The following is a 20763-nucleotide window of genomic DNA, read 5'->3' on the forward strand; positions in this document are numbered from 1 at the left end:
GGCAGGGCGCCTTGTGATCACACATGCTGCACGGGCTCCCGTGTCTGTTGGAAGCCCAAAGCGATCGCGCTTTCTTGATGGGACCACTTTGCTCTAAATACCGGGCTGACAGTGCTCTCTCTGCAGGCTAGCTTCCAACAAGCGGGGAGAGAAACATGGAAAAGAGGCTTGCGGCTGTGCTGGCGGCTGATGTCGCTGGATACTCGGCGTTGATGGATCAGGATAGGGACAGAACACTCAAAGCGCTTAAGGCTTTCCGTGAGGATCATCTAATGCCCGCTTTGGCTATTCATGAAGGGCGATTGATCAAAAGCATGGGTGACGGCTGGATTGCTGAGTTTCGCTCCGCATCGGCTGCGACAGAATGCGCGATTGCTGTTCAGACGGCTGACCGACCACAGGAGATTCAAGTCCGCATCGGCATACATACAGGGGAAGTAGTTTCGGAAGGCGATGACATATTCGGTGACGGTATCAACATAGCTGCACGTCTCGAGGCATTAGCGGAACCGGGGCAGATATTGCTTTCAGACACAGCACACAACAGCCTAGACCGGAAAGCCGCCGCCTCGTTCTCTGGCGGTCGGAAGACTGAGTTGAAGAACATTGCACGCCCAGTTGGCGTGTGGCGGTGGCCTGTCGGTTCGACGGCTACAAGTGCAACTGTCAAATCTGAGAAACCCGGTATTGCTGTGCTGCCGTTTGACAATATGTCAGGCGACCCGGAACAAGAGTTTTTCGCTGATGGAATTACCGAGGACATCATAACAGAGTTGTCTCGTTTTCGTTGGTTGATGGTCGTAGCGCGAAACTCATCTTTTACTTTTAAAGGTAAGAGCACCGACATTCGCGAAGTTGGGCAGGCGCTCGGCGTGAGGTATGTGCTTGAGGGTTCGGTAAGGCGCGCAGGCCAGCGTCTTCGGATAACAGGACAGCTAATTGATGCAGAGAATGGCAGTCATCTTTGGGCCGATCGTTTCGATGGGATGCTGGACGATGTTTTTGACCTTCAAGATCAGGTCACGCAGGAAGTTGTTACGGCGATCGAACCGTCCGTTCGCCGTGCCGAGACAGTTCGCGCTCGGGCGAAACCGACAGAAAATCTCGACGCTTATGAACTTTATCTTCGGGCCCAGTCACATTTTCACCTGCTGACGGACGAAGACAACCGTGAGGCCATTCGCCTTACGCGTCTGGCGTTGGAGCGCGATCCTGATTATTCGTCGGCAGCTGGATTACTTGCGTGGTTGCATATCCAAAGGATGGTGCAAGGACTGAAACCGATTGACGAAGGGCCGAAGGCAGCTGTTGCTGCAGCAGAACGTGTATTGTTGAGCGATCGCGCAGATGGAATTGCGTTGGCCTACGCCGCACACTCGATCTCTATGCTTGCACAAGACTTGCCGCGAGCTCGCGCAGTTTTCAAACAAGCATTGGCCGAAAATCCAAACGCTGCGACCGTTCACATGCTCGCTAGCATCAATCTGAGTTTTCTCGACAGACCCGAAGAAGCCCTGGAACACGCGACACACTCAATCAATCTCAGTCCGAAAGATCCGATGCGGCACGCAGCCTATGTCGGGCAGGCCTCCGCATTTTTCCAACTTGGCCGCTATGCTGAAGCCGTTGAGGCCAATCGAAACGCCTTGGCCATTAGGGCGAAATTCGTGATTACGCATCTCATGCTCATCGCATCCTTGGCTCAAAACGGAGACCTAGAGTCAGCGAGGGCTGCGGTATCTGAACTGAAGGAGCTTCGTCCGGATCTAGACATTAAAGAACAAACGAGACTCCCCATTTTCAGCGTTCCCGAATGCTCGGAGCAATGGAGGGATGGATGGCTAAGAGCAGGCCTTCCAATCTGAGAAAACAAAATCAAGCAGGCTATGCAGTCCGGCGGCTTCGTCCGCAGAGCGGTCATTGCTGTACCGCACGGCGAACGACTGCTTCGAGCCCAAAGCGGAAGTTCAAAAGAGCTTCTTAATGACCCTCAGTAGTCGGTGGACGCAGATGCTGGTATTTAGAGAATTGGATAGTTCTATGAGGTCATAGATGCAGCGATCATTTGCCTTAGTCTCAACACTTCTTTTTTCAATTTCCACGACGGCAGCTAGTGCAACGGAAGACATCCGCCTCGTTGTGCAAATCACAATTGATGGACTGCGCGGAGACTTGATTTCTCGTTATGAGGCCGCCTTCGGCGAAGCCGGCTTCAAAAGGCTTATGGAAAGCGGCGTCTGGTACACTGACGCTCATCATCGTCACGCCAACACCGAAACCATCGTTGGTCACGCGACCCTCGCTACTGGCGCCCATCCTTCCGAACATGGAATGATTGGTAATGCCTGGTTCAACAGGGCTGAAGAGCGATTGGGTTACAATATTGAAGATCCGGACTACCCGATGTTGCCAGTCCCTGGCTTCGGTGGAAACGTTGAACAAGTCGACCCGACGCAAGCCGCCGCTGCGACGTCGGGACGTTCTCCCGTTAACTTGTTGGCGACGACTTTCGGAGATGAACTGGTAAAAGCCAATGTTGGGCGATCAAAAGTTTTTTCCGTATCTGGTAAAGACCGTTCAGCGGTTGCAATGGCGGGACACTCTGGAAAGGCTTTTTGGTTGTCGACGGCCACAGGAGCGTTTGAAACAAGTGAATTTTACTACGACGCGTATCCTGATTGGGTTCTCGATTGGAACTCTAAGCGCCCCGCAGATGCGAAGATCGAAAGTGAGTGGTGGCCGGAGTGTTCAGACGCACCTTACATAATGGAAAGAATTGAACGCTCCTTCGTAACGAACCTTGGCACGTTCGGTCGCACTTTCCCGCATTTCTATGGGAAGCCGGACGACGGTCTCTACTACACACAGGTCTTGTTGTCGCCACATGGGGACCGGATCACGGCCAATTTCGCGAAAACTGTGGTCAAAGAGGAAGGGCTCGGTAATGACGAATGGCCCGACTACCTAAGCGTCAGTTTTTCAGGTGTAGACGCAACCAACCATTTCTTCGGACCATCCAGCCTAGAAAATGAAGAAATGGTGCGTTGTTTGGATGAGACACTGGCAGATTTCTTTGAGTTCATGGATCAAGAGGTTGGGCGTGCGAATGTGCTGTACGTGCTTTCCGCCGACCATGGCATGCCGGAAGCGCCAGAGGAGATGGCCGAGGCCGGGCTTTCGACATTCCGAAACTCCACCGAAGCATTGATGATAGATTTGAATTCGGTCATCGCCGATGAGTTCGGAGTGGAATCCGCAATACAGTTCTTTTTTCGTCCTTACGTATATCTGGACAATGCCGCGATTGAAGCGTCAGGCGCCGACAGGCGTGTTATCGAGCGACGCATCGTCGAAAACTTGATGGCTGCACCGGGCATTGAGCTTGCGATGCCAACTGAACCGTTTGCTGAACAACGAGGGCATACCCTTGAGGAGCACATTCGGCGAAACTATCACCCAACACGTTCTGGCGACATTTATGTTGTTCAGACACCTTATTCATTTCTCTTCGAGGAAGGTCCAATTGCCGTAATGCACGGTTCGCCTTGGCGCTACGACACGCATGTTCCAATCATTTTCGCGGGTCCAGGTATCAAACCAACTCGCGTCAGCCGTCCCGTTTCCACGGTGGACGTGGCCGTCACTCTGAGCACTATTTTAGGTATCAGCCAGCCAAGCAGTGCTGCGGGTGAAGCATTGAGCGAGATTGGCGTTACAGATCCATAAGCGGTCTTGTCTATTAGTCGAGCGACCAACGTTGATGCATCTTCGTGGAGAAAACAGTGATCTTTGGCCCAATCTCCCGAGTTTGGCTAAATCTTGAGAGTGACCTCAACGAACGGCAGGTTTGTCCGCAAAGCGGAACTTGCGCAAGTATTCCGGAGCGACCGCTTTCGGCATAAGCAGACATTCAAGTCCACGAAATCGGTCCTTCTGTGTACGATGTCTGCTTTCAACAGGACCGGACGTTCGGCAAAATTGGGTCAACTTCCGGTATGCGGGACAGTCCGGACACTTGATTACGCGATCTCAACTTGGCTCCAATCTAAACTTTGGAGGCCCATTCGGACACGACGGCCCACCCCAAAGCATTGGTCCCGCAACAGCTAACTGCAGAGATTTGCCCCGCCGCAGATGTCGTGCACGACTGAGATACGGGTGAAGCGCAACACGAGCATCCGGCAAGCATGCCTTTCTGGGCAATGCCCGATACATCAGCAAGTGCATACAGCGGCTTTGCTGGCGGATTTATTGTATCCCGGTTTGGCGACAATGACGCGCGGTCGAGATCGAAGTCGTCTGACACTGGAAAAATGTCACCCTCAAGTACGGTCCCCCAGATACCTATGTCTTTAATCTTGTCGGCTTCCACCTCGAATGGGTCCTCTTCAAGGATGGTGAAGTTCGCCAACTTGCCGGGAGCGATAGAGCCAACCTCATCCTCCAATCGCAAGGATTGGGCCGCATCGATAGTCACAGCCCGCAAAGCGTCTTCGACCGACAGGCGGTGTTCTGGACCTGCGACACGGCCGGAGAAGGTCGTTCGGTTTACGCCAGCCCATACTAGGAATAACGGTTCACCGGGAGCCATTGGTACGTCGGAATGGAAGGAGATCGGAATGCCGTTGGCCTTAATTGGCCCAAGGGGCACAATGTCATCTGCACGTTCTGGACCAAGTCCAAGCTCGCTTTATCGATCTGACAGCGCGGTTACGTAGTATGGATTGCCGCTGACGATGCAGCCCAGCTCAGCGATCCGCATTGTTTGATCTTCTCTCGCATAACCAAAGTGAACCAATGTCGTACGGTGATCAGCTCGCGGCATCCGGCGCATGTTTCGCTCGACGGCGTCCAAAATCAAATCGACAGCAAGGTCGCCGGTCTGATGAACATGTATTTGGTAACCCGCGTCCCAATATGCATCGAATACGGGATTGAACTCGTCGGGTTGCATGATCCACTCGCCGTGGAAATCACCGCCCACATAAGGCTCCGAGACCTGCATGGCCAAACTGTAGACAGCGCCATCCGCGAAGAGTTTCACCTGCTTCGGCATGAACGCCGTCTTGCCTTCGCCCCAATCCAGCAGCTTTTCCGTCTCCTCAATCATCGAGCCATTTTGAAAGTGCAAGGCGGCCAGAGATTTCCCGTCAGGTATGAAATAAGTCCTGAGCTGGGTATCGGGTCCTGAAAAAACCGCGTTGGTTGCATCCTGCAGAGGTCGAGACAGCACACCTCCCGGTTCAGCGGCAACAGTGACGCCGGCACGGTGCATGTATTCGCGGGCCAGTCTAAGGCCCGCGCCCAAGCGTTCAGGAGTTGCCAAAACGGGTGAGACCGCCGGAAGAACGGAGAACATGCCTGCCTCGAAGAAATAACCGTCTTTGAAACTCGACTGCTCACGGGCGAGGCCTTCAAATCCATCGACGTACTCTTGTGTGATATCCAGCATTTCCAACGCGGGCGTGTTCAAGATAAACTCATGCGCCGACCGGTGAACAATAATGATTGGACGCGTGCTGCTGATCTCGTCGAGTTGCGCACGCCTGATTTCTCCATGAAAGAAATGGTGGTACCCCCATGTCAGCAGCAAGGCGTCAGGATCATCCATAGCCGCTTCAGCAGCTTCTAACCGCGATCGATAGTCCTCCGCGTCCTTTGCCGCCTCCGAAAAGCCAGTCGGAATGTTCCAATCCTCGATCGATATGATCTCGGAGGTCAGGGTCAATCCGGCGAGGAAAGGATGCACGTGCTGATCGATCAAACCAGCAATGATGACTTTCTCGGAGAACCGATCGTCCAAACGAAAGGGCTGCGAGCCGATGCGATCAACGATTGCGTCGCGCGAACCGGCGGCCAGAATACGGTCTCCGACCACAGCAACAGCGTTTATTGCCGGGTCGTTGTCCTCCATGGTGATGACGCGCTGCGCTGTGTAGACAGTGATCTCGGGCAGTGTTTGGAGCTGGCTTCCAAAATCCTGCAATGACGAGGCCGCTTGAGCAGACGTGGCATGAGAAATCGCGATCATTGACGCGCTTCCAAGGATGGTCAATGCAGTGCGGCGGGTGACATTCAGTTTGGTCATAATTTTTCAGTGCTCAGTAAGACGAAATTTGTCTGAGCCTAGCATCGAGATGATCTAAGGTAGAAAGGAAAATTAATGCCGATCTTGAATTGCGGGCCAAGTTTCACAATCAAAATGATGTGGGGATATGGCGACTACGCCCGACCGCTTTGGGCTCAAAGCAGTCATCTGAGTCTTTTGGTCAGGTGACAGCTTAGGAGCGGATAGCGGACGTCCAAATTTACAAACTCCTAATTTCGACCATGTAAGAATTTGGCTATCTACGCGGTCTAGTGCCTTCATGGCCTATTGTTAGACCCGCCCTACGGCCATCTTGAATCGGCGAGAGTCGATTGTTCAATCGATAGAAGCCAAATCTCGGAAACAACGGCGCTGGTGGGAATATTGGTGGGAATGAAAAACTCGACAAGTAACTTAGTAAATTAAAAACATGTACTTAATGGATAAAGGTGGCTGTGCAGGCAGTTTTTGGCTATCCGGTCTCACGGATTTTCCCTGTTAACAGGGAAAATACAGGGAATTTATTTGGATTTTGGGCTTTTTGACAGTCTTAACCCGAAATTTTCGCATAATTTCAATAGCGTAAGACTTATTTCCCTAAAAGAAAAACAGGGAAATTTTTTATGGCTAACAGGGTAATTTTTTCAAGGAAGCAAGGAAATACTGTTCGTGCAAATCAATGAACTGTTCCCGTTCACGTTCCAGAACGGCAAGTGCGCTTCCGACCTGCACGGCAGATCAATTACCAGGTCCAATTTGAGCTTCGGCACCAATCCGGCGAACCGCATCAAGCAGTTCCGAAATTGCCTCCTCCGCCACAACTAGCTTGACTGCCACCATCAGATCCTCGCGACCCGCCATCGCCAGGAAGGTGCCTAGCACTTCATCGCAGTGCCTCGCCAAGGCGACTAAATGGATTCCGCTCGGGCCGTAGGTCCCCGAGAACCAGTTCTTCACAGTCTTCTCGTTGGCACCCGTCCAAACCGCCACGGTCTTCACACCAGCCCGGCTGTCACCAAGCGACCGCTTCAGTGCCGAGGCGACTTCATCGGCAAAGCAGCCACTGGTCTGTTGCCTCCCAACTTCATTATATTCACTTTCCTTTGGAAAGAACTTGCCCTTTTTCGGAAACGACATTCCACACTCCTTCGCTTTACATGAATGCGAAGAATTCAGCCGTTGATTCTGACGGTAGCGATAGACTTGACCGAATAGTAAGGAGATTGGTTTGTGAAAGGTCGATGGGCGCCGCATTCTGACAATAGTGATGAGCTGCCCGAAACGGATGTGCCGGCTGTCGCCTACGTCCGGATGTCGACCGACCACCAGAAATATTCCACAGAAAACCAGCTGGACATCATACGGAACTACGCGACAGCGCGGGGCCTGCAGATCTTACGCGTTTTTGAGGACTCCGGTCGATCCGGGTTGCGGTTGGACGGTCGCGAGGCGTTGCAGAACCTGATGGCAGAGGTTCGAACCGGTCACGCGGATTTCAAAGCTATTCTGGTCTATGACGTAAGCCGCTGGGGTCGGTTTCAGGATGCTGATGAAGGGGCGTATCACGAGCATGTTTGCTCCCGCGCCGGGATCCGCGTTCACTATTGCGGCGAGCAGTTTGAAAACGACGGCAGTATCGGCTCAAACCTGCTGAAAACTGTCAAGCGGGTGATGGCGGGCGAGTACAGCCGCGAGCTTTCCGTGAAAGTGTTCGCCGGGCAGTGCAGGCTGGTCGAGCTTGGCTATCGCCAGGGCGGTGCGGCCGGATACGGCCTGCGTCGGTTGCTCATCGACGAAAAGGGCAATCCGAAGGCTGAATTGTCCCGCGGCGAACAGAAGAGCCTTCAGACCGACCGTGTTACTCTTGTGCCGGGCCCTCGTCACGAACAGGACCTCGTGCGACGCATGTACCGGATGTTCGTCGAGGATGGCCACTCGGAGCGTGAAATTGCGGAAACCCTGAATGCCGAAGGGCATCGGACCGATCTTGAGCGACCATGGTCCCGGGCATCTGTGCACCAGATCCTGACCAACGAAAAGTACATAGGCAACAACGTCTACAATAAGGTGTCCTTCAAGTTGAAGCAGCGCCGCGTTGTGAACCCGCGGGAGATGTGGATCCGCGCCGAGGGTGTCTATCCAGCTATTGTGGATGAAGTGCTGTTCTTGCGTGCACGCGAAATCGTTGACGCGCGCAGCCAGCATTTCACGGATGAAGAATTACTGGAAGCTCTGCGCGGTGTCCTGCAAAAGAAAGGCGTTTTGTCCGGACTGATCATCGATGAACAGGACAACCTGCCGTCGTCCAGCGCATTCCGTATCCGGTTTGGCAGTCTGCTGCGCGCCTACCAGATGATCGGTTACGAGCCGGAGCGTGATTATCGTTACATCGAGATCAACCGAGCCCTGCGGCAGGCTCATCCCGGCGTTGTAGAGCAGATTGTAGACGGTGTCGCAAACCGTGGCGGCGTGGCCGTGCAGGATCCGAACACAAACCTGATCCGCATCAACGACGAATTCACGGCATCGGTGGTGCTTTCCCGGTGCTTTGAAACGCAGGGCGGGTCCCTGCGATGGCGAATTCGTCTTGATACTGGCCTCGTTCCCGACATTACGATTGCCGTGAGGATGGATGAATTGAACGAAATACCGCGGGATTACTACCTGTTGCCGAGCATCGACATGACCATGGCCAGACTTAGGTTGGCCGAACAAAACGGACTATCGCTCGATGCTTATCGCTTTGACACGTTGGATTATTTCTACGCGCTCGCTGGCCGGGCCCGGATCACGGAGGCCGCCTGATGACCGACGACGCTCAAGTTATTGCCCAAAAGCACGTCACGCTTATCCCCACTGACCGAATTCGCATTCTCAATCCCCGTGTACGCAACCGACGCACCTTTGAAGAAATGGTGGAGAACATAGCAAAGATTGGTCTGAAACGACCTATTACCGTGGCGCAACGGGCCGGAGCAGAACCTGCGGAATATGATCTCGTCTGTGGACAGGGTCGGCTTGAGGCGTTCATGGAGCTTAAACAGGATGTTATCCCTGCCATCATCATCGAAGCCGATGAGAGCGACTGTCTTGTCATGAGCCTCGTGGAGAACTGTGCGCGCCGCCAGCACAACCCGATCGACCTGATGCGCGAGATCGGCAATCTTCGGAAACGCGGCTACAACGACCGCCAGATAGCAAACAAGATAGGTGTCACCTCGGATTACGTCGGCATGATCGCGGGGCTTCTGGAACGTGGAGAAGAACGGTTGGTCTCTGCTGTGGAAACTGGACTTCTGCCGCTGAATCTCGCCATCGACATTTCGAAGACAGATGCCGAGGGCGGTCAACGGGCTCTAATGGACGCCTACACCCAGAAGAAACTGCGCGGAAAGAAGCTGGCCGCTGTGCGCCGTCTCATCCAGCAACGTGATGCACGGGGCCCGCACCTTCATAGAAACCGCTATGGCCGAAGCGACGGCGCCAAATGGCCTCTGACAAGCGACGCACTCGTTCGTGCTTATCAACAGGAAGCGGAGCGCCAGAAGATTCTTATTAAAAAGGCCGAGCTGACGCAGGGCCGCCTGATGTTCGTCGTGGAGGCGTTTCGCGCGTTGTGCGATGATGATCACTTCGTGACGCTTCTGCGCGCGGAAGGGTTGGATACCCTGCCCACATATCTCGGTCAATTGCTGGACGCAGGAGCGGCCGAATGAGCCGAGGTAAGCGCAAAACCCCCGGCGCGGTTGCGCTCGGCTTCGAGAGTGATTGCGTTACTTTACCGGTAGAGGCTGTCTTGCCCGTTAAGGCGTTAAGCGCATCGGTCAAATCCAGCCGCAAGTACCGCCAGATCACCGCGTCGATCAAAGAGGTTGGCTTGGTCGAACCGCCGGTGGTCACGCGATCTATGGGTGAGCATGACACCTACATGCTGCTCGATGGACACATCCGGATCGAGGTGCTGAAAGATCTCGGCATAGAACTGGTCGAATGCCTGATTTCCACGGACGACGAGGCTTTCACCTACAATAAGCGGATCAGCCGACTTGCACCGATCCAGGAGCATAAGATGATCCGCAAGGCTATCGAGCGCGGGGTCTCAGAGGAAAAGATCGCCCTTGCGCTGGATCTCAATCCTCGCAGCATTGTGCGCAAGGCAAGGTTGCTGGACGGTATCTGCGAAGAGGCAGTGGGCCTTCTGAAGGACAAACACTGCGCGACGGCTGTGTTCGAGACACTGCGCAAGATGAAAGCAGTGCGCCAGATCGAGGCGGCCGAGCTGATGATCAACGCGAACAACTACACTCCGGCATACATCTCGGCAATCCTTGTGGGAACGCCTCAGGCACAGTTGGTGGACACGAAAAAACCTAAGAAGAAGGGAATTACTCCCGAGGCTATGGAGCGCATGGAAGAGGAACTGGCCCGCCTGCAGGAAGGTATCACCTCGATTCAGGACTCTTATGGGAAGGATCATCTGCAACTGACTGTCGTAAAAGGGTATTTGGGAAATCTGCTCCAGAACGCCCGTATCGTCCGGTACCTCATGCAACACCGACCGGAATTTCTTGCGGAATTCCAAGCTATCACCGAGATGGCTCCCACCCCGCCACCCGAGACGCAATAGGCGAAGTAATCAGAACTGAAGGGGACCCGGACCCGATAAGCGCGGGGACCGCAGGAGACGCCGGACGGCGGGTCGGATCGAGCGCGGCGGTGGGGATGGCGGCGAACCCGTTCGGAGCCCACCAGGTCGGCCGAGTTTTCGCCGACTGCGCAACCGATCATGTGGTTGCGTCATTTGCAGGCGTGCTGAGAGGTCGCAGGGCTCAGCACGCCTGTTCGAGAGCCAGGGCGGCGGCCTGTCCTATGTATTAGGCGCCATTATGTTAAATTTTTAGTTTGGCGAAACTTAATTCTTCAAAAGTGGTGGCGTCATCCGGCTTTATTGTGAACAGTGACCCGTCCGCAGGGAAGCCGGCGAGTATATCCAAGCAGTTCTACGATACGCATCCCGTCCGCGAAGACGTGGGCGGCAAGTATACCTGAGCCGAGTGCACTAGAGCTGGTAGATGACATCGGGTATTCCTGTTTCCTACGTCGCCGTATCACATAACGCTTGATCAAGACTCGTTGTGACTTGGTCCACATCCTCCATCGATAGGCAAAGTGGCGGCACCATGCGCAGGCATTGCTGGAATGGTCCGGATTTCGAGAGGATAATTCCCTGCGCACGGCAGGCCTCAAATACCTCTGTCGTCATGGCCTTGTCAGGCGATTTGCTATCGCGGTCACTTACAAATTCCAAGGCCAGCATCAAACCGTGGCCCCGCACATCGCCGATGGGCTTATGCTTGTCTTTTAGATCACTCAAACGTTCCAACAGTTTTGCGCCAACTGTCTTGGCGTTTTCCTGCAGGCGCTCGTCACGCATGACGGCTAGAACAGCGCGCGCGGCCGCGGCTGATGTTGGGTTTGCACCATAGGTGTGGAACATGAACTTCTCAGCCATTGGCTCGGCTACATGTTTCTTGGCAACTACCGCGCCAATGGGGAAGCCATTGCCCAGACCTTTAGCCATAACAATGATGTCGGGGACGACGTCGTCCGCCTCAAAACCCCAGAAGTGATCACCAGTACGACCAAAACCGGACTGAACCTCGTCCGCGATGTAGAGCCCGCCAGCCGCGCGAACCCGCTCCGCCGCGCCCGACATATAGCCCGGCGGCATCTGATGAATACCTCCATATCCTTGAACGCTTTCGACAAGGATCCCGGCCACCTGACCCGAGGTGGCGGCGTCGATCGTGTGGGTGATCTCATCCAGATAAGGTGCAGTGCCTGGGCCAAAGATACCGCGATACTGGTTCGGATCAGCAACAAAGGCGACGTTGCCAGGCATGCCGGGGTGCCGCCATCCAGAGATGCCCGTGACCGACTGCGCGGCGGCGGTTGGCCCATGGTAAGCTGTGCGCAAAGCAAGCAGATCAAGATTACCGGTGAAGGTTCGCGCCATTGTCATGGCCAGATCAATGGCCTCGGAGCCCGAATTGGTCAGATGCACTACCCAGTCGTGACCCTTGGGCATCGTCGCGGCCAGTTCCTCGGCCAAAAGCGCAGGTGTCGGGTGATAGAACATGGTCGTACAATGGGTGAGCTCCTGCGCCTGTTCCATCGCTGCGGCGACAACCCGGGGATGCGAATGTCCGACTGAGATGCAGACGTTCATGCCCAGAAGGTCCGTGTATTTCCGTCCTTCTGTGTCCCACAGGTATTGACCACGTCCCTTTTGGAAAACGATGGGTTCGCGGAAAGGTGTGAAACGGGTCAACGATGCGGCGTAGTACTGGTCGCGCCGCGCGGCGGTGCTGTCAAAGTTCCAATCAGTGTGAAGGGGATGTTCGGTCATTTGGCGACTCCGGCTTTCATACGGGTGTTGTCAGGGTCATACGGTGGGCGAGGCAGAATGGTGGCCTGCCTGCGTTGGCCAAGGATAGAAACGGTCAAGTTCTCGCGCGCATTTGGGTCACGCAAATACGCCAGAGCGAGCACCTTACCGGTGCGGTGGCCGTAGGCGCCGGATGTGACAATCCCGACCGGGGTCGCTCCCTGCCAAAGCGTGTGAGCATAGAACGGATCGACTTCGCCCGCCTCAATCTCCAGCAGAACCATGTCCCATTCCTCAGGCAGGGCGTCGCGCAGATCTTTGCGGACGAAGGGCGCAAGGCCTGCCTCCAGCGGGCTGCGTTCCGTCGTCAGGTCGCTGCCCCAGCTGCGATAGCCCTTTTCCAGTCGCATTGCGTTTGCGGCATAGGCGCCATAGAGCCCGAGCCCAAAAGGTTTGGCGCGTTCCTCCATGGTCGCAAACAAACGGACCGCTTGATCGCGCGGGACGTGCAATTCCCACCCGCATTCACCGATATAGGACACGCGAAGAGCGCGCAGCGGGGTGCCTTGGATCTCGGTCTGAGCCACAGACAGCCAAGGCATATCCGCAAGCTCTGGCAAAGCGTCCGGCGATCTTGGCCCCATGAGGCCAATAACGGCTATTTCTTCGGTGCAATTCTGAATGGTGACGTCAAAGCCGGACGCCACCTGCCTGAGCAGGTCGAAATCAATCTCTTCCGCAGCGGCGGCGGAAGTGAGATAGGCATGGGTTTCGCTTAGCCGCGAGACTGTGAATTCCGACAGCACCCCACCCGACGGGGTCAGCGCATGAGTCAGTCCGATGCGACCAGGTTTGGGGGCACGATTGGCTCCGAGTTTTTCCAGAAATTCCGTTACGTTTTGGCCAGTTACGTCGAACTTCGAAAAGACCGATAAATCAGCCAAGGCGATCCGCGTTGAGGCTGCATCGACCTCGCGCGCAACGGGTTCGAACCAATTGGCACGACGGAACGTCTCGTCGGCTTCAGCGCCGGGCGTATCAGCAAACCAGTTCGGACGCTCCCAGCCATGTGCTGCGCCCATTACAGCGCCGCGATCTGCCATCAGGTTATGCAAAGGCGACAGGCGCAGGCCGCGCCCAGCAGGGCGCTCCTCGTGCGGGTAATGCACCCCAAATTGCAGGCCGAAGCATTCGATGGCTTTGGCAACGCGGTAATCGCGATCTGCCCAGGACCCGAAGCGGCGGCTGTCGACCGCCAGCGCATCTATGGGTGGGGCACCATGTGTCATCCAATGGGCCAGGAACCAGCCTGCGCCACCGCCCTCCATCACGCCCATGGACGAGCCGGTCAGCAACCAGGCATTCTGCAGCCCATGAGCAGGGCCAATCAGAGGATTGGCATCCGGCGTAAAAGTGATCGGTCCGTTGATCACGGATTTGACGCCGCCCGTTTCCAACGCCGGGATACGCGCCATAGCGGCCTCGATGATATGCTCTACCCGGTCAATATCAGGCGGCATCAGGTCCGCGCCAAATTCGGACGGGACGCCGTCCACGGACCAGACCTGCGCCTCTTTCTCGTAGGGGCCAAGGATCAGCCCATCGCGTTCTTGCCGGACGTACCAGCTTTCCTCTGGGTCGCGGATGATTGGCAATTCGGAAAGGCCTGCTGCCATGCGCTCCGCCACGGCGCCCACGGTGTCGGTGACCAGGTATTGATGCAAAACGGGAACCGACGGAATGTTAAGCCCCATCATCGCCCCGATCTCCCAGCCCCATGTGCCAGCCGCATTAACGACATGCACCGCCTCAACCGTGTCTTTCGGCGTGTCGATCAACCACACGCCTTCGTGCCGGATCGACAGGACAGGGCAGTTGCGCCATATCTGCGCGCCACCTCTGCGGGCGACCTCAGCCATGGCCTGGGTCGCCAGCGTCGGGTCCACGTGGCCATCATCAGGCTCGTAGATCCCGCCGATCAAACCATCGAGCCGCGCAAGCGGGTGAAGCTCGGCGATGCGCTCCGGCGTCAGAACTTCAAGAGGGTAGCCAGTGAAATCCGACAGGCCCGCGACGTGACGGAACTCGTCCATCCGGTCTGGGTTCCGAGTGATCCGCATTGCGCCGGAGGTATGAAATCCACAATCACGGCCTGTCTCTTGGGGCAGAATATCGCGATAGAGCCGCACAGACGTGGCGCGCAGTTCCTGAATTGTCGGATTGTGGGCGAAATGGGTGCAAAGCCCCGCCGCGTGCCAGGTCGAGCCATGGGTCAGGTCGTTTTTCTCTAAGAGCAGCACATCTGACCAACCCTCTTTGACCAGATGATAAATCAGCGAGACGCCCATCGCGCCGCCGCCAATAATGACAACCTGGGCCTTGGTCACAGCGCTCATTTTCCACGCATCCTTTCGTTTTTTGGGTCAAAGGGAGGACGCTGCAACGGCGTGGCAGCGTAGTCTTTGCCTGCGACCTTCACCGCAAAGCATCGTGCGCAGCTCTGAGCTTTCGTCTCACCCAGGTCTGTGGACACCAATGCAAAGCACAGGTTCAGCCCGGTGCGCGGTCCACGCGCGCCGGAGGTTGTGAACCCGACATGCTGACCACCTTCAAAGACGGGCTCGTCATGCAGCATCAACGCGTCGCCTTCGACCTGCATCAGGATCAGACGTCTGCGGACGCCCTGTTCTTTCTGCTCGAGCAAAGCGTCTTTGCCCACGAAGTCCTTGCTCCAGTCAATGGTAAAGCCGAGTCCTGCTTCCAAGGGTGTGATCGTCGGACCAATGTCATGGCCCCAGTGTTTGAAGCCCTTTTCGATCCGGCACCCATCGAGCGCATAATGCCCCAGAGGCGCTGCGCCTGCGGCGATGAGCGCGTCGAAAACCGGTGAAGTCACGCTGTTGAGAAGCGTTAATTCCCAGCCATATTCGCCGACAAAGCTGACGCGTGTGGCGCGCGCGCGCTGGCCTTCGATCATCAATTCGCGCATCTGTCCCATCGGCGCGTTTGCCCATGGGAAACCGGCGTCCAGCTGCTGAAGCACCGCGACACTGCCCGCGCCCATGACACCAAGTGTGCAAAAATCCTCGGTCACATCCGCTAATATCACCTCATCGGGTAAACTGCGGCGCAGGAAGGCGAGGTCGCGCGCGCGGGTCGCGGCACCAGAGGTGATGTGAAAATGGGTGTCTGTGAGACGCGAAACCGTCACGTCCATCTCGATCCCGCCACGGTCGTTCAGGATTTGGGTGTAAACAGCCCGGCCAGCCTCGACGTCCACACCCGCCGTACAAAGCTGGTTCAAAGCCTCAAGAGCACCGGTCCCATTGATGTCGATCTTGGTAAAGGGGCTGAGGTCGATCAGGGCCGTGCCATTGGCCAAAACCGCGGCTTCGTCCTGGGCAATTGGCCACCACCCCTGCGTTCCAACCGAGTAGGGTTGCGCCTCACCATACCAAAACCCACGCTCCCAACCAGCGGTTTGCCCAAACTGAGCTCCAAGTGCGGCCCATCGGTTGTGTAGCGCCGACAGGTGCATCCCGCGCCCCGCCTTTGGTTGTTTGTAGGGCCAGTGCAGTGCGAAAAGGTCCGCAACCGCCTCCTCCATCCTTAACTCCATGTGGTCGGGCGCAGCCGTAAGTGGATCAACCCGAGCGACATCGACCTCCCACATGTTCATCGGTGGGTGGCCATCGACCATCCAATCGGCCAAGGCGCGGCCAATCCCAGCGGACGACATGACCCCCACTGAGTTCATTCCAGCGGCGACGAACAGCCCATCGACAACTGTTTTCCCGACAAGCGGTTTCGTATCGGCGGTAAAGCTCTCAGGGCCGTTCATGAAATGCTGAATGCCCACGTGCTCCAGCGCCGGACACAGATCCAACGCGGCCTCCATGAAAGGGGCAAACTGATCCCAGTCTTCAGCCATTTCAAGGAAAGGCCGATTGCCTTCCGGACCGTAAGGGTTCCAGCATTTGGCGTGCGGTTCGAAACCGCCAATCACGAGTTTTCCCGCATCTCCCTTGATGTAGATGCCACGATCCAGATCGCGGATTACGGGGAATGGGTCTGGCAGATCGGGAACGGGTTCGGTGACAACATACATGTGCTCAACTGCCTGGAGCGGCAGCGCAACCCCTGCCGTCGCAGCCAGTTCTCTGGACCAGGCTCCAGTGGCGATGACCACCTTTTCGGCATTCAGGGTGGTGCCGTCTGCAAGCGCCACGCCCGTTGCTGTCCCGTTTTTTGTCATCAGGCTTTTCACCTCTGCGCCTTCGCGGATGGTCACGCCGAAGGCCTTTGCGGCACGGGCATAGGCCATACAGAGGTCCACGGGGTTCACATTGGCGTCTTCGGGCACATGCAAAGCTCCGACATGCTCTGAAAGATCGAGCAGGGGCATGGGTATATCGCCTGCAGCAATTACCGCTGGCGTCAGCCCTTGCGTCGCGCCGAGGTCAGCAATCCGGTGAAGTTCGTCCATGCGCGCCGCTTCGCGCGCCAGCCAATATCCCCCGGTGCGTCGATATCCGGTGGACATGCCGGTTTCAGCTTCCAGCGCGGGAAAGACCTCCAGCGCCGCCGAGGCGAGCGCGGTCATATTGGGCGTTGCGCGCAGGGGCCCTACAATCCCGGCAGCATGCCAAGAGGTGCCCGACGTAAGCTGGTTGCGTTCCAGCAGAGTCACGTCCTGAGCGCCGCGTTTTGCAAGATGATAAGCCACGCTGAGACCGATCGCTCCGCCGCCGATGATCAGAATGCGGCTCATACAAGCCTCCGTTGACGCAAGCTTACAGTCGTCATTTGGCTAAACGGGTGATGATACATGCTTTGTGGTGCCACCCGCGCTCGGTTTCGACGGCGTTTGAACGGATCATGCGCGAGCGTGGCGATCTGTCGGTCCTGCACGAACCGTTCATGTATCACCATTACCTGACCACAACAGATCGGCTTTTCCCGGGCTTTTCGCCGGAGCCGGGAAATCCTGTCACCTATGATGAAATCCGGGCGATGATCCGCGAGGCGGCAGAGAGCGCCCCGGTTTTTTTCAAGGATATGGCTTATTACGTAGCGGACCGGTTGCCGCGGGACGCAGGGTTTGCGGGCGAAATGACCCATGCTTTTCTGGTACGTGACCCTATCGAAGCAGCGCTGTCTTATGCAAAACGCGACCCGAAATTTACGCGATTGGAGTTGGGGCATGAGGCGCAATACCGACTTTACACCGCATTGACCGAGTTGGGACAAAACCCGTTGGTGATCACTGCAGATCAGTTGCGGACGAAACCGCAGACAACGTTGCGCCGCTACTGGGCGCATGCCGGGCTTGCGTTCTTGGACCACGCGTTCACCTGGAACGACGTTGTGCCTGATGGATGGGGCTCGGTTCAAAGCTGGCACACCGAAGTGCTCCAAAGCGGTGCGATCAAAGCGCCTGAAGCCATCGACTTCCAAGGGGAACTTGACCGGCTGGGTGAGCCTTATACCGACACTGCTGCGCATCACGTGCCGTTCTATGAGCGGATGCGCGATATTGCAGAAAGTCAGGCACATCAGAAATAGTCCTGGTCTGGTTTCTCGGCCTTACGGGCTGCGATGTAGTCTTTCAGGGCCGCATCTATATCGGGTTCAAGACCGGGGTCCTCATACCCCGCTAATCGTTCTTTCCAGATAACGTTGGCCCGCGCGGCTGCATCCTGTCCGCCAGCTGCGTGCCATTGTTCGAACGAATTGTCATCAGGTGTCCACGGGCGGAAAAGCGCAGTCATGAAATTGGCTTGCGTATGTTCAGACCCGAGGAAATGCTGCCCTGGACCAGTGTTTGCGATTGCCTCCATCGCCTGCGCATTCTCGCTCATGTCGATCCCATCGAAAAAGCGTGCGATCTTGCCGCAAAGGTCATGATCGATCATGGTTTTCTCAAACGAAGTCACCAATCCCCCTTCGAGCCAGCCAGTCGCATGGTTGATCAGATTGGCACCGGCAAACATCGACATCATCAGGCCCCAGGCAGCCTCTTGCTGGCTTTGTGCGTCGGGCAGTTTGGACGAACTGAGAGTGCCCACCGTATGCAGGGGCACCCCCAACCTGCGTGCAAGCTGTCCGGCGGCCAAAACCATCAACCCTGCCTCTGGCGTTCCAAAGGTCGGCGCGCCGGACTTCATCGACATGGTCGATGCAAAGCTGCCCATCAGACAGGGCGCCCCAGGGTTCACTAATTGGGTCAGCGTCATCGTCGCCATGGTTTCGGCCAGCACTTGCGCGAGTGTCCCGGCGACCGTCGCGGGCGACATCGCCCCTGTCAGCACCCAGGGTGTGCAGGCAACGGGCTGGCCTGCGCGTGCATAGGTTTTCAGGGCGCCGGACATGTGGCTGTCCATCACCAAGGGGGCGTTGGTATTGGACACGCAATAGAGCACCGGGTTCTCGGCCACGAATTCGTCGCCAAAAACGATCCGCGCTAGGTCGATGGCGTGGTCCGCACGCTCGGCCCCGATAAAGGCGCCCATGAACGCGCGGTCAGAGTTCCTGATATGAGCGTAGAGCATATCGAGATGACGCTTGTTCGCGGGCAGATCGACGGGTTCACAAACTACGCCGCCCGAATGATGCAGCCACGGTAGAGTGTGGTGCAACTTCACCAGATCGGTGAAGTCTTTGTAATTCGCATAGCGCCGACCGCGATCCAGATCATGTACGAAAGGCGGACCCCAGGACGGGCACAGAACCGTTGCATCCCCGCCAAGCTGCACATTGTTCTTGGGGTTGCGGGCGTGCTGCGTGAACTGGCCCGGCGCGGTGGCGGTAATCGTCCTGCGGCAGAAACTCAAAGGAAATCGAACTCGTGTGCCGTCTACATCGCAACCTGCTTCCGCGAATATCTGGAGGATTTCGGGGTCGTCCTGAAACTCCATCCCGGTTTCGGCAAGGATGGTATCCGCATTTGACTCGATCTGTTCCAGCCCGGCGTCGCTGAGTACATTGAAAGTCGAAAGCTTGCGAAGAATGAAAGGCGCACGAACCTCATCATGCGTGCGTTTGGCAGCAGCTTTGCGGCGACGAGATGTACGAGGGCGTGACATATACCCATGGTGCCGCAGCGATTGACGGAACCCAAGAAAAACCAAATAGTATCAGAAATTCTTATACTAAGGATGAGTCATGCTCGATCGCCACAAGATTTCGCCGAGCCTCATGCGCTCGTTAGAGGTTTTCGTTGCCGTGGCAGAAACAGGTCAAATGCGAGCCGGTGCGAAACTGCTCGGTCTCTCACAGCCCGCAGCATCCCAACACATCACCGCGTTGGAGCAAGCGTTTGGCACGGCTCTGCTCGATCGCAGTACGCGACCTGCTCAGCTAACGTATGCTGGTGCGCGACTGCATGGCAAAGCGCAGAAGATACTGGATGCACTGTCCGATATGGAAACCGAATTGCGGCATGTTGGCGAACAATCCCTGACGCTGCTGAGGGTGGGTATCCAAGCCTCCATTGCGACGACCCTGACGCCATCATTGATCGATCTTGCACAACGGGTGTTCAACGTCGAAGACATCACTCTGCATGCCGGGCAAAGCGGTAATCATGAGCATCTGCTGCGCACCAAACAGGCAGATTTGGCGATTACGTCGAACCCATTTTTAGACATGGACGGATTGGAGCGTCATCATCTTCTGACTGAGAAATACCTTTTGGTGCTCCCTGAAAAATACGACGGCCCGACCGAAAGCCTGGAAGCTATCCAGACAAAGCTTCCGTTGGTCCGTTTTGGGGATACGACAAATGCGGGACGGCAGATTGCCCAGCATCTGCGTCGACTGAGGTTTGAGCCCGACACAGTCATACAAGCAGATCGCTCCAGTATGGTGACCTCCTGTGTTTCGACAGGACAGGGATTTAGCCTTTTGACACCGACACTATTGATCGATGGTCTCGTGGAAAACATGAGCCTGCACCTGCAAGAACTGCCAGTTTCAGGGTTGTCACGAACATTGACGGTTGTTGCTAGGAAAGAGGAGTTGCGGGGCTTGCCAGCGGCCGTCGCGGAACTGAGCAAACAGATACTGGCTCAAAAAATCGCGCGTCATATGGGGAAAATCGGGATCCGTAGTGTGGAGCTGGAGCAATCCAAAGATCTGGCCTCTAGCTAAAGAGTGTCAGCTTAGATTCTTTGGTTATCTTTACTATCGAAAACAAAAAGCAGACGTCTCCGCATTGCTGTTCGTAGTTTGGTTTGTGGAGTTGTTGCGCAGCGCTTAAGCCGGCACTTCTGATCTGCAAAGGTGA

Annotated in this window: 12 protein-coding genes and 1 pseudogene; 7 read left to right on the forward strand and 6 right to left on the reverse strand. The window is 56.1% G+C overall.

Translation table 11 applies throughout. The annotated features are described in order from the left end of the window. The first annotated feature begins 155 nt into the window (after positions 1–155). Both GOV89_RS00260 and GOV89_RS00265 read left to right on the forward strand, forming a co-directional pair. Positions 156–1865: an adenylate/guanylate cyclase domain-containing protein gene (locus GOV89_RS00260; protein WP_170756999.1), complete on the forward strand. Its 1710-nt coding sequence runs from the start codon at positions 156–158 to the stop codon at positions 1863–1865. A gap of 187 nt (positions 1866–2052) precedes the next feature. Beyond that, complete coding sequence (locus tag GOV89_RS00265) at positions 2053–3726, forward strand: alkaline phosphatase family protein (RefSeq protein ID WP_171237171.1); 1674 nt, start codon at positions 2053–2055, stop codon at positions 3724–3726. 319 nt (positions 3727–4045) lie between these two features. On the opposite strand, the pseudogene GOV89_RS22740 reads toward GOV89_RS00265, so the two are convergent. Next, positions 4046–6088 (reverse strand): annotated as a pseudogene (locus GOV89_RS22740) (amidohydrolase). Between the two features lie 738 nt (positions 6089–6826). Continuing rightward, the gene (locus GOV89_RS00280) at positions 6827–7225 is read right to left on the reverse strand and encodes a hypothetical protein (protein WP_171237174.1); all 399 of its coding nucleotides are present in this window, start codon (positions 7223–7225) and stop codon (positions 6827–6829) included. Positions 7226–7318: 93 nt separating this feature from the next. On the opposite strand from GOV89_RS00280, the gene GOV89_RS00285 reads away from it, so the two are divergent. From GOV89_RS00285 to GOV89_RS00295, 3 genes are read left to right on the forward strand one after another with little or no spacing between them, the layout of a single operon-like run. Beyond that, positions 7319–8893, forward strand: coding sequence for a recombinase family protein (locus GOV89_RS00285; RefSeq protein WP_371810590.1), 1575 nt, complete (start codon positions 7319–7321; stop codon positions 8891–8893). Next, positions 8893–9804: a plasmid partitioning protein RepB C-terminal domain-containing protein gene (locus GOV89_RS00290; RefSeq protein WP_171237175.1), complete on the forward strand. Its 912-nt coding sequence runs from the start codon at positions 8893–8895 to the stop codon at positions 9802–9804. Before GOV89_RS00285 ends, GOV89_RS00290 begins: the two co-directional genes overlap by 1 nt. Then, positions 9801–10715: a plasmid partitioning protein RepB C-terminal domain-containing protein gene (locus tag GOV89_RS00295; RefSeq protein ID WP_170708837.1), complete on the forward strand. Its 915-nt coding sequence runs from the start codon at positions 9801–9803 to the stop codon at positions 10713–10715. Before GOV89_RS00290 ends, GOV89_RS00295 begins: the two co-directional genes overlap by 4 nt. A 468-nt stretch (positions 10716–11183) precedes the next feature. Here the strand turns inward: GOV89_RS00295 and GOV89_RS00300 are convergent, their stop codons facing one another. From GOV89_RS00300 to GOV89_RS00310, 3 genes are read right to left on the reverse strand one after another with little or no spacing between them, the layout of a single operon-like run. Beyond that, positions 11184–12497, reverse strand: coding sequence for an aspartate aminotransferase family protein (locus GOV89_RS00300; RefSeq protein ID WP_171237176.1), 1314 nt, complete (start codon positions 12495–12497; stop codon positions 11184–11186). Then, entirely contained in the window at positions 12494–14872 is a 2379-nt protein-coding gene (locus tag GOV89_RS00305; protein ID WP_217352126.1) for an FAD-dependent oxidoreductase, read from the reverse strand. The genes GOV89_RS00300 and GOV89_RS00305 overlap by 4 nt, the downstream gene beginning before the upstream one ends. After that, entirely contained in the window at positions 14869–17247 is a 2379-nt protein-coding gene (locus GOV89_RS00310; RefSeq protein ID WP_171237177.1) for an FAD-dependent oxidoreductase, read from the reverse strand. Before GOV89_RS00310 ends, GOV89_RS00305 begins: the two co-directional genes overlap by 4 nt. A 50-nt stretch (positions 17248–17297) precedes the next feature. On the opposite strand from GOV89_RS00310, the gene GOV89_RS00315 reads away from it, so the two are divergent. Continuing rightward, positions 17298–18041 (forward strand): hypothetical protein, encoded by a 744-nt coding sequence (locus GOV89_RS00315; protein ID WP_171237178.1) that lies wholly within the window; start codon positions 17298–17300, stop codon positions 18039–18041. Here the strand turns inward: GOV89_RS00315 and GOV89_RS00320 are convergent. Next, on the reverse strand, positions 18032–19561 hold the full coding sequence (locus tag GOV89_RS00320) for a trimethylamine methyltransferase family protein (protein ID WP_170708830.1): 1530 nt from the start codon (positions 19559–19561) through the stop codon (positions 18032–18034). The genes GOV89_RS00315 and GOV89_RS00320 overlap by 10 nt on opposite strands. Before the next feature lie 79 nt (positions 19562–19640). Between GOV89_RS00320 and GOV89_RS00325 the strand changes: the two genes are divergently transcribed. Continuing rightward, positions 19641–20627: a LysR family transcriptional regulator gene (locus tag GOV89_RS00325; protein ID WP_170708827.1), complete on the forward strand. Its 987-nt coding sequence runs from the start codon at positions 19641–19643 to the stop codon at positions 20625–20627. The last annotated feature ends 136 nt before the right edge of the window (positions 20628–20763 follow it).

Origin of the sequence: Ruegeria sp. HKCCA5763 (assembly GCF_013034545.1) — a bacterium.
Lineage (GTDB): Bacteria > Pseudomonadota > Alphaproteobacteria > Rhodobacterales > Rhodobacteraceae > Ruegeria.

Bases quoted from the DNA above. Each gene is read 5' to 3' on its own strand.
- GOV89_RS00260 (WP_170756999.1), top strand. From the start codon at position 156: ATGGAAAAGAGGCTTGCGGCTGTGCTGGCGGCTGATGTCGCTGGATAC.
- GOV89_RS00265 (WP_171237171.1), top strand. From the start codon at position 2,053: ATGCAGCGATCATTTGCCTTAGTCTCAACACTTCTTTTTTCAATTTCC.
- GOV89_RS00280 (WP_171237174.1), bottom strand. From the start codon at position 7,225: ATGTCGTTTCCGAAAAAGGGCAAGTTCTTTCCAAAGGAAAGTGAATAT.
- GOV89_RS00290 (WP_171237175.1), top strand. From the start codon at position 8,893: ATGACCGACGACGCTCAAGTTATTGCCCAAAAGCACGTCACGCTTATC.
- GOV89_RS00295 (WP_170708837.1), top strand. From the start codon at position 9,801: ATGAGCCGAGGTAAGCGCAAAACCCCCGGCGCGGTTGCGCTCGGCTTC.
- GOV89_RS00300 (WP_171237176.1), bottom strand. From the start codon at position 12,497: ATGACCGAACATCCCCTTCACACTGATTGGAACTTTGACAGCACCGCC.
- GOV89_RS00305 (WP_217352126.1), bottom strand. From the start codon at position 14,872: ATGAGCGCTGTGACCAAGGCCCAGGTTGTCATTATTGGCGGCGGCGCG.
- GOV89_RS00310 (WP_171237177.1), bottom strand. From the start codon at position 17,247: ATGAGCCGCATTCTGATCATCGGCGGCGGAGCGATCGGTCTCAGCGTG.
- GOV89_RS00315 (WP_171237178.1), top strand. From the start codon at position 17,298: ATGATACATGCTTTGTGGTGCCACCCGCGCTCGGTTTCGACGGCGTTT.
- GOV89_RS00320 (WP_170708830.1), bottom strand. From the start codon at position 19,561: ATGTCACGCCCTCGTACATCTCGTCGCCGCAAAGCTGCTGCCAAACGC.
- GOV89_RS00325 (WP_170708827.1), top strand. From the start codon at position 19,641: ATGCTCGATCGCCACAAGATTTCGCCGAGCCTCATGCGCTCGTTAGAG.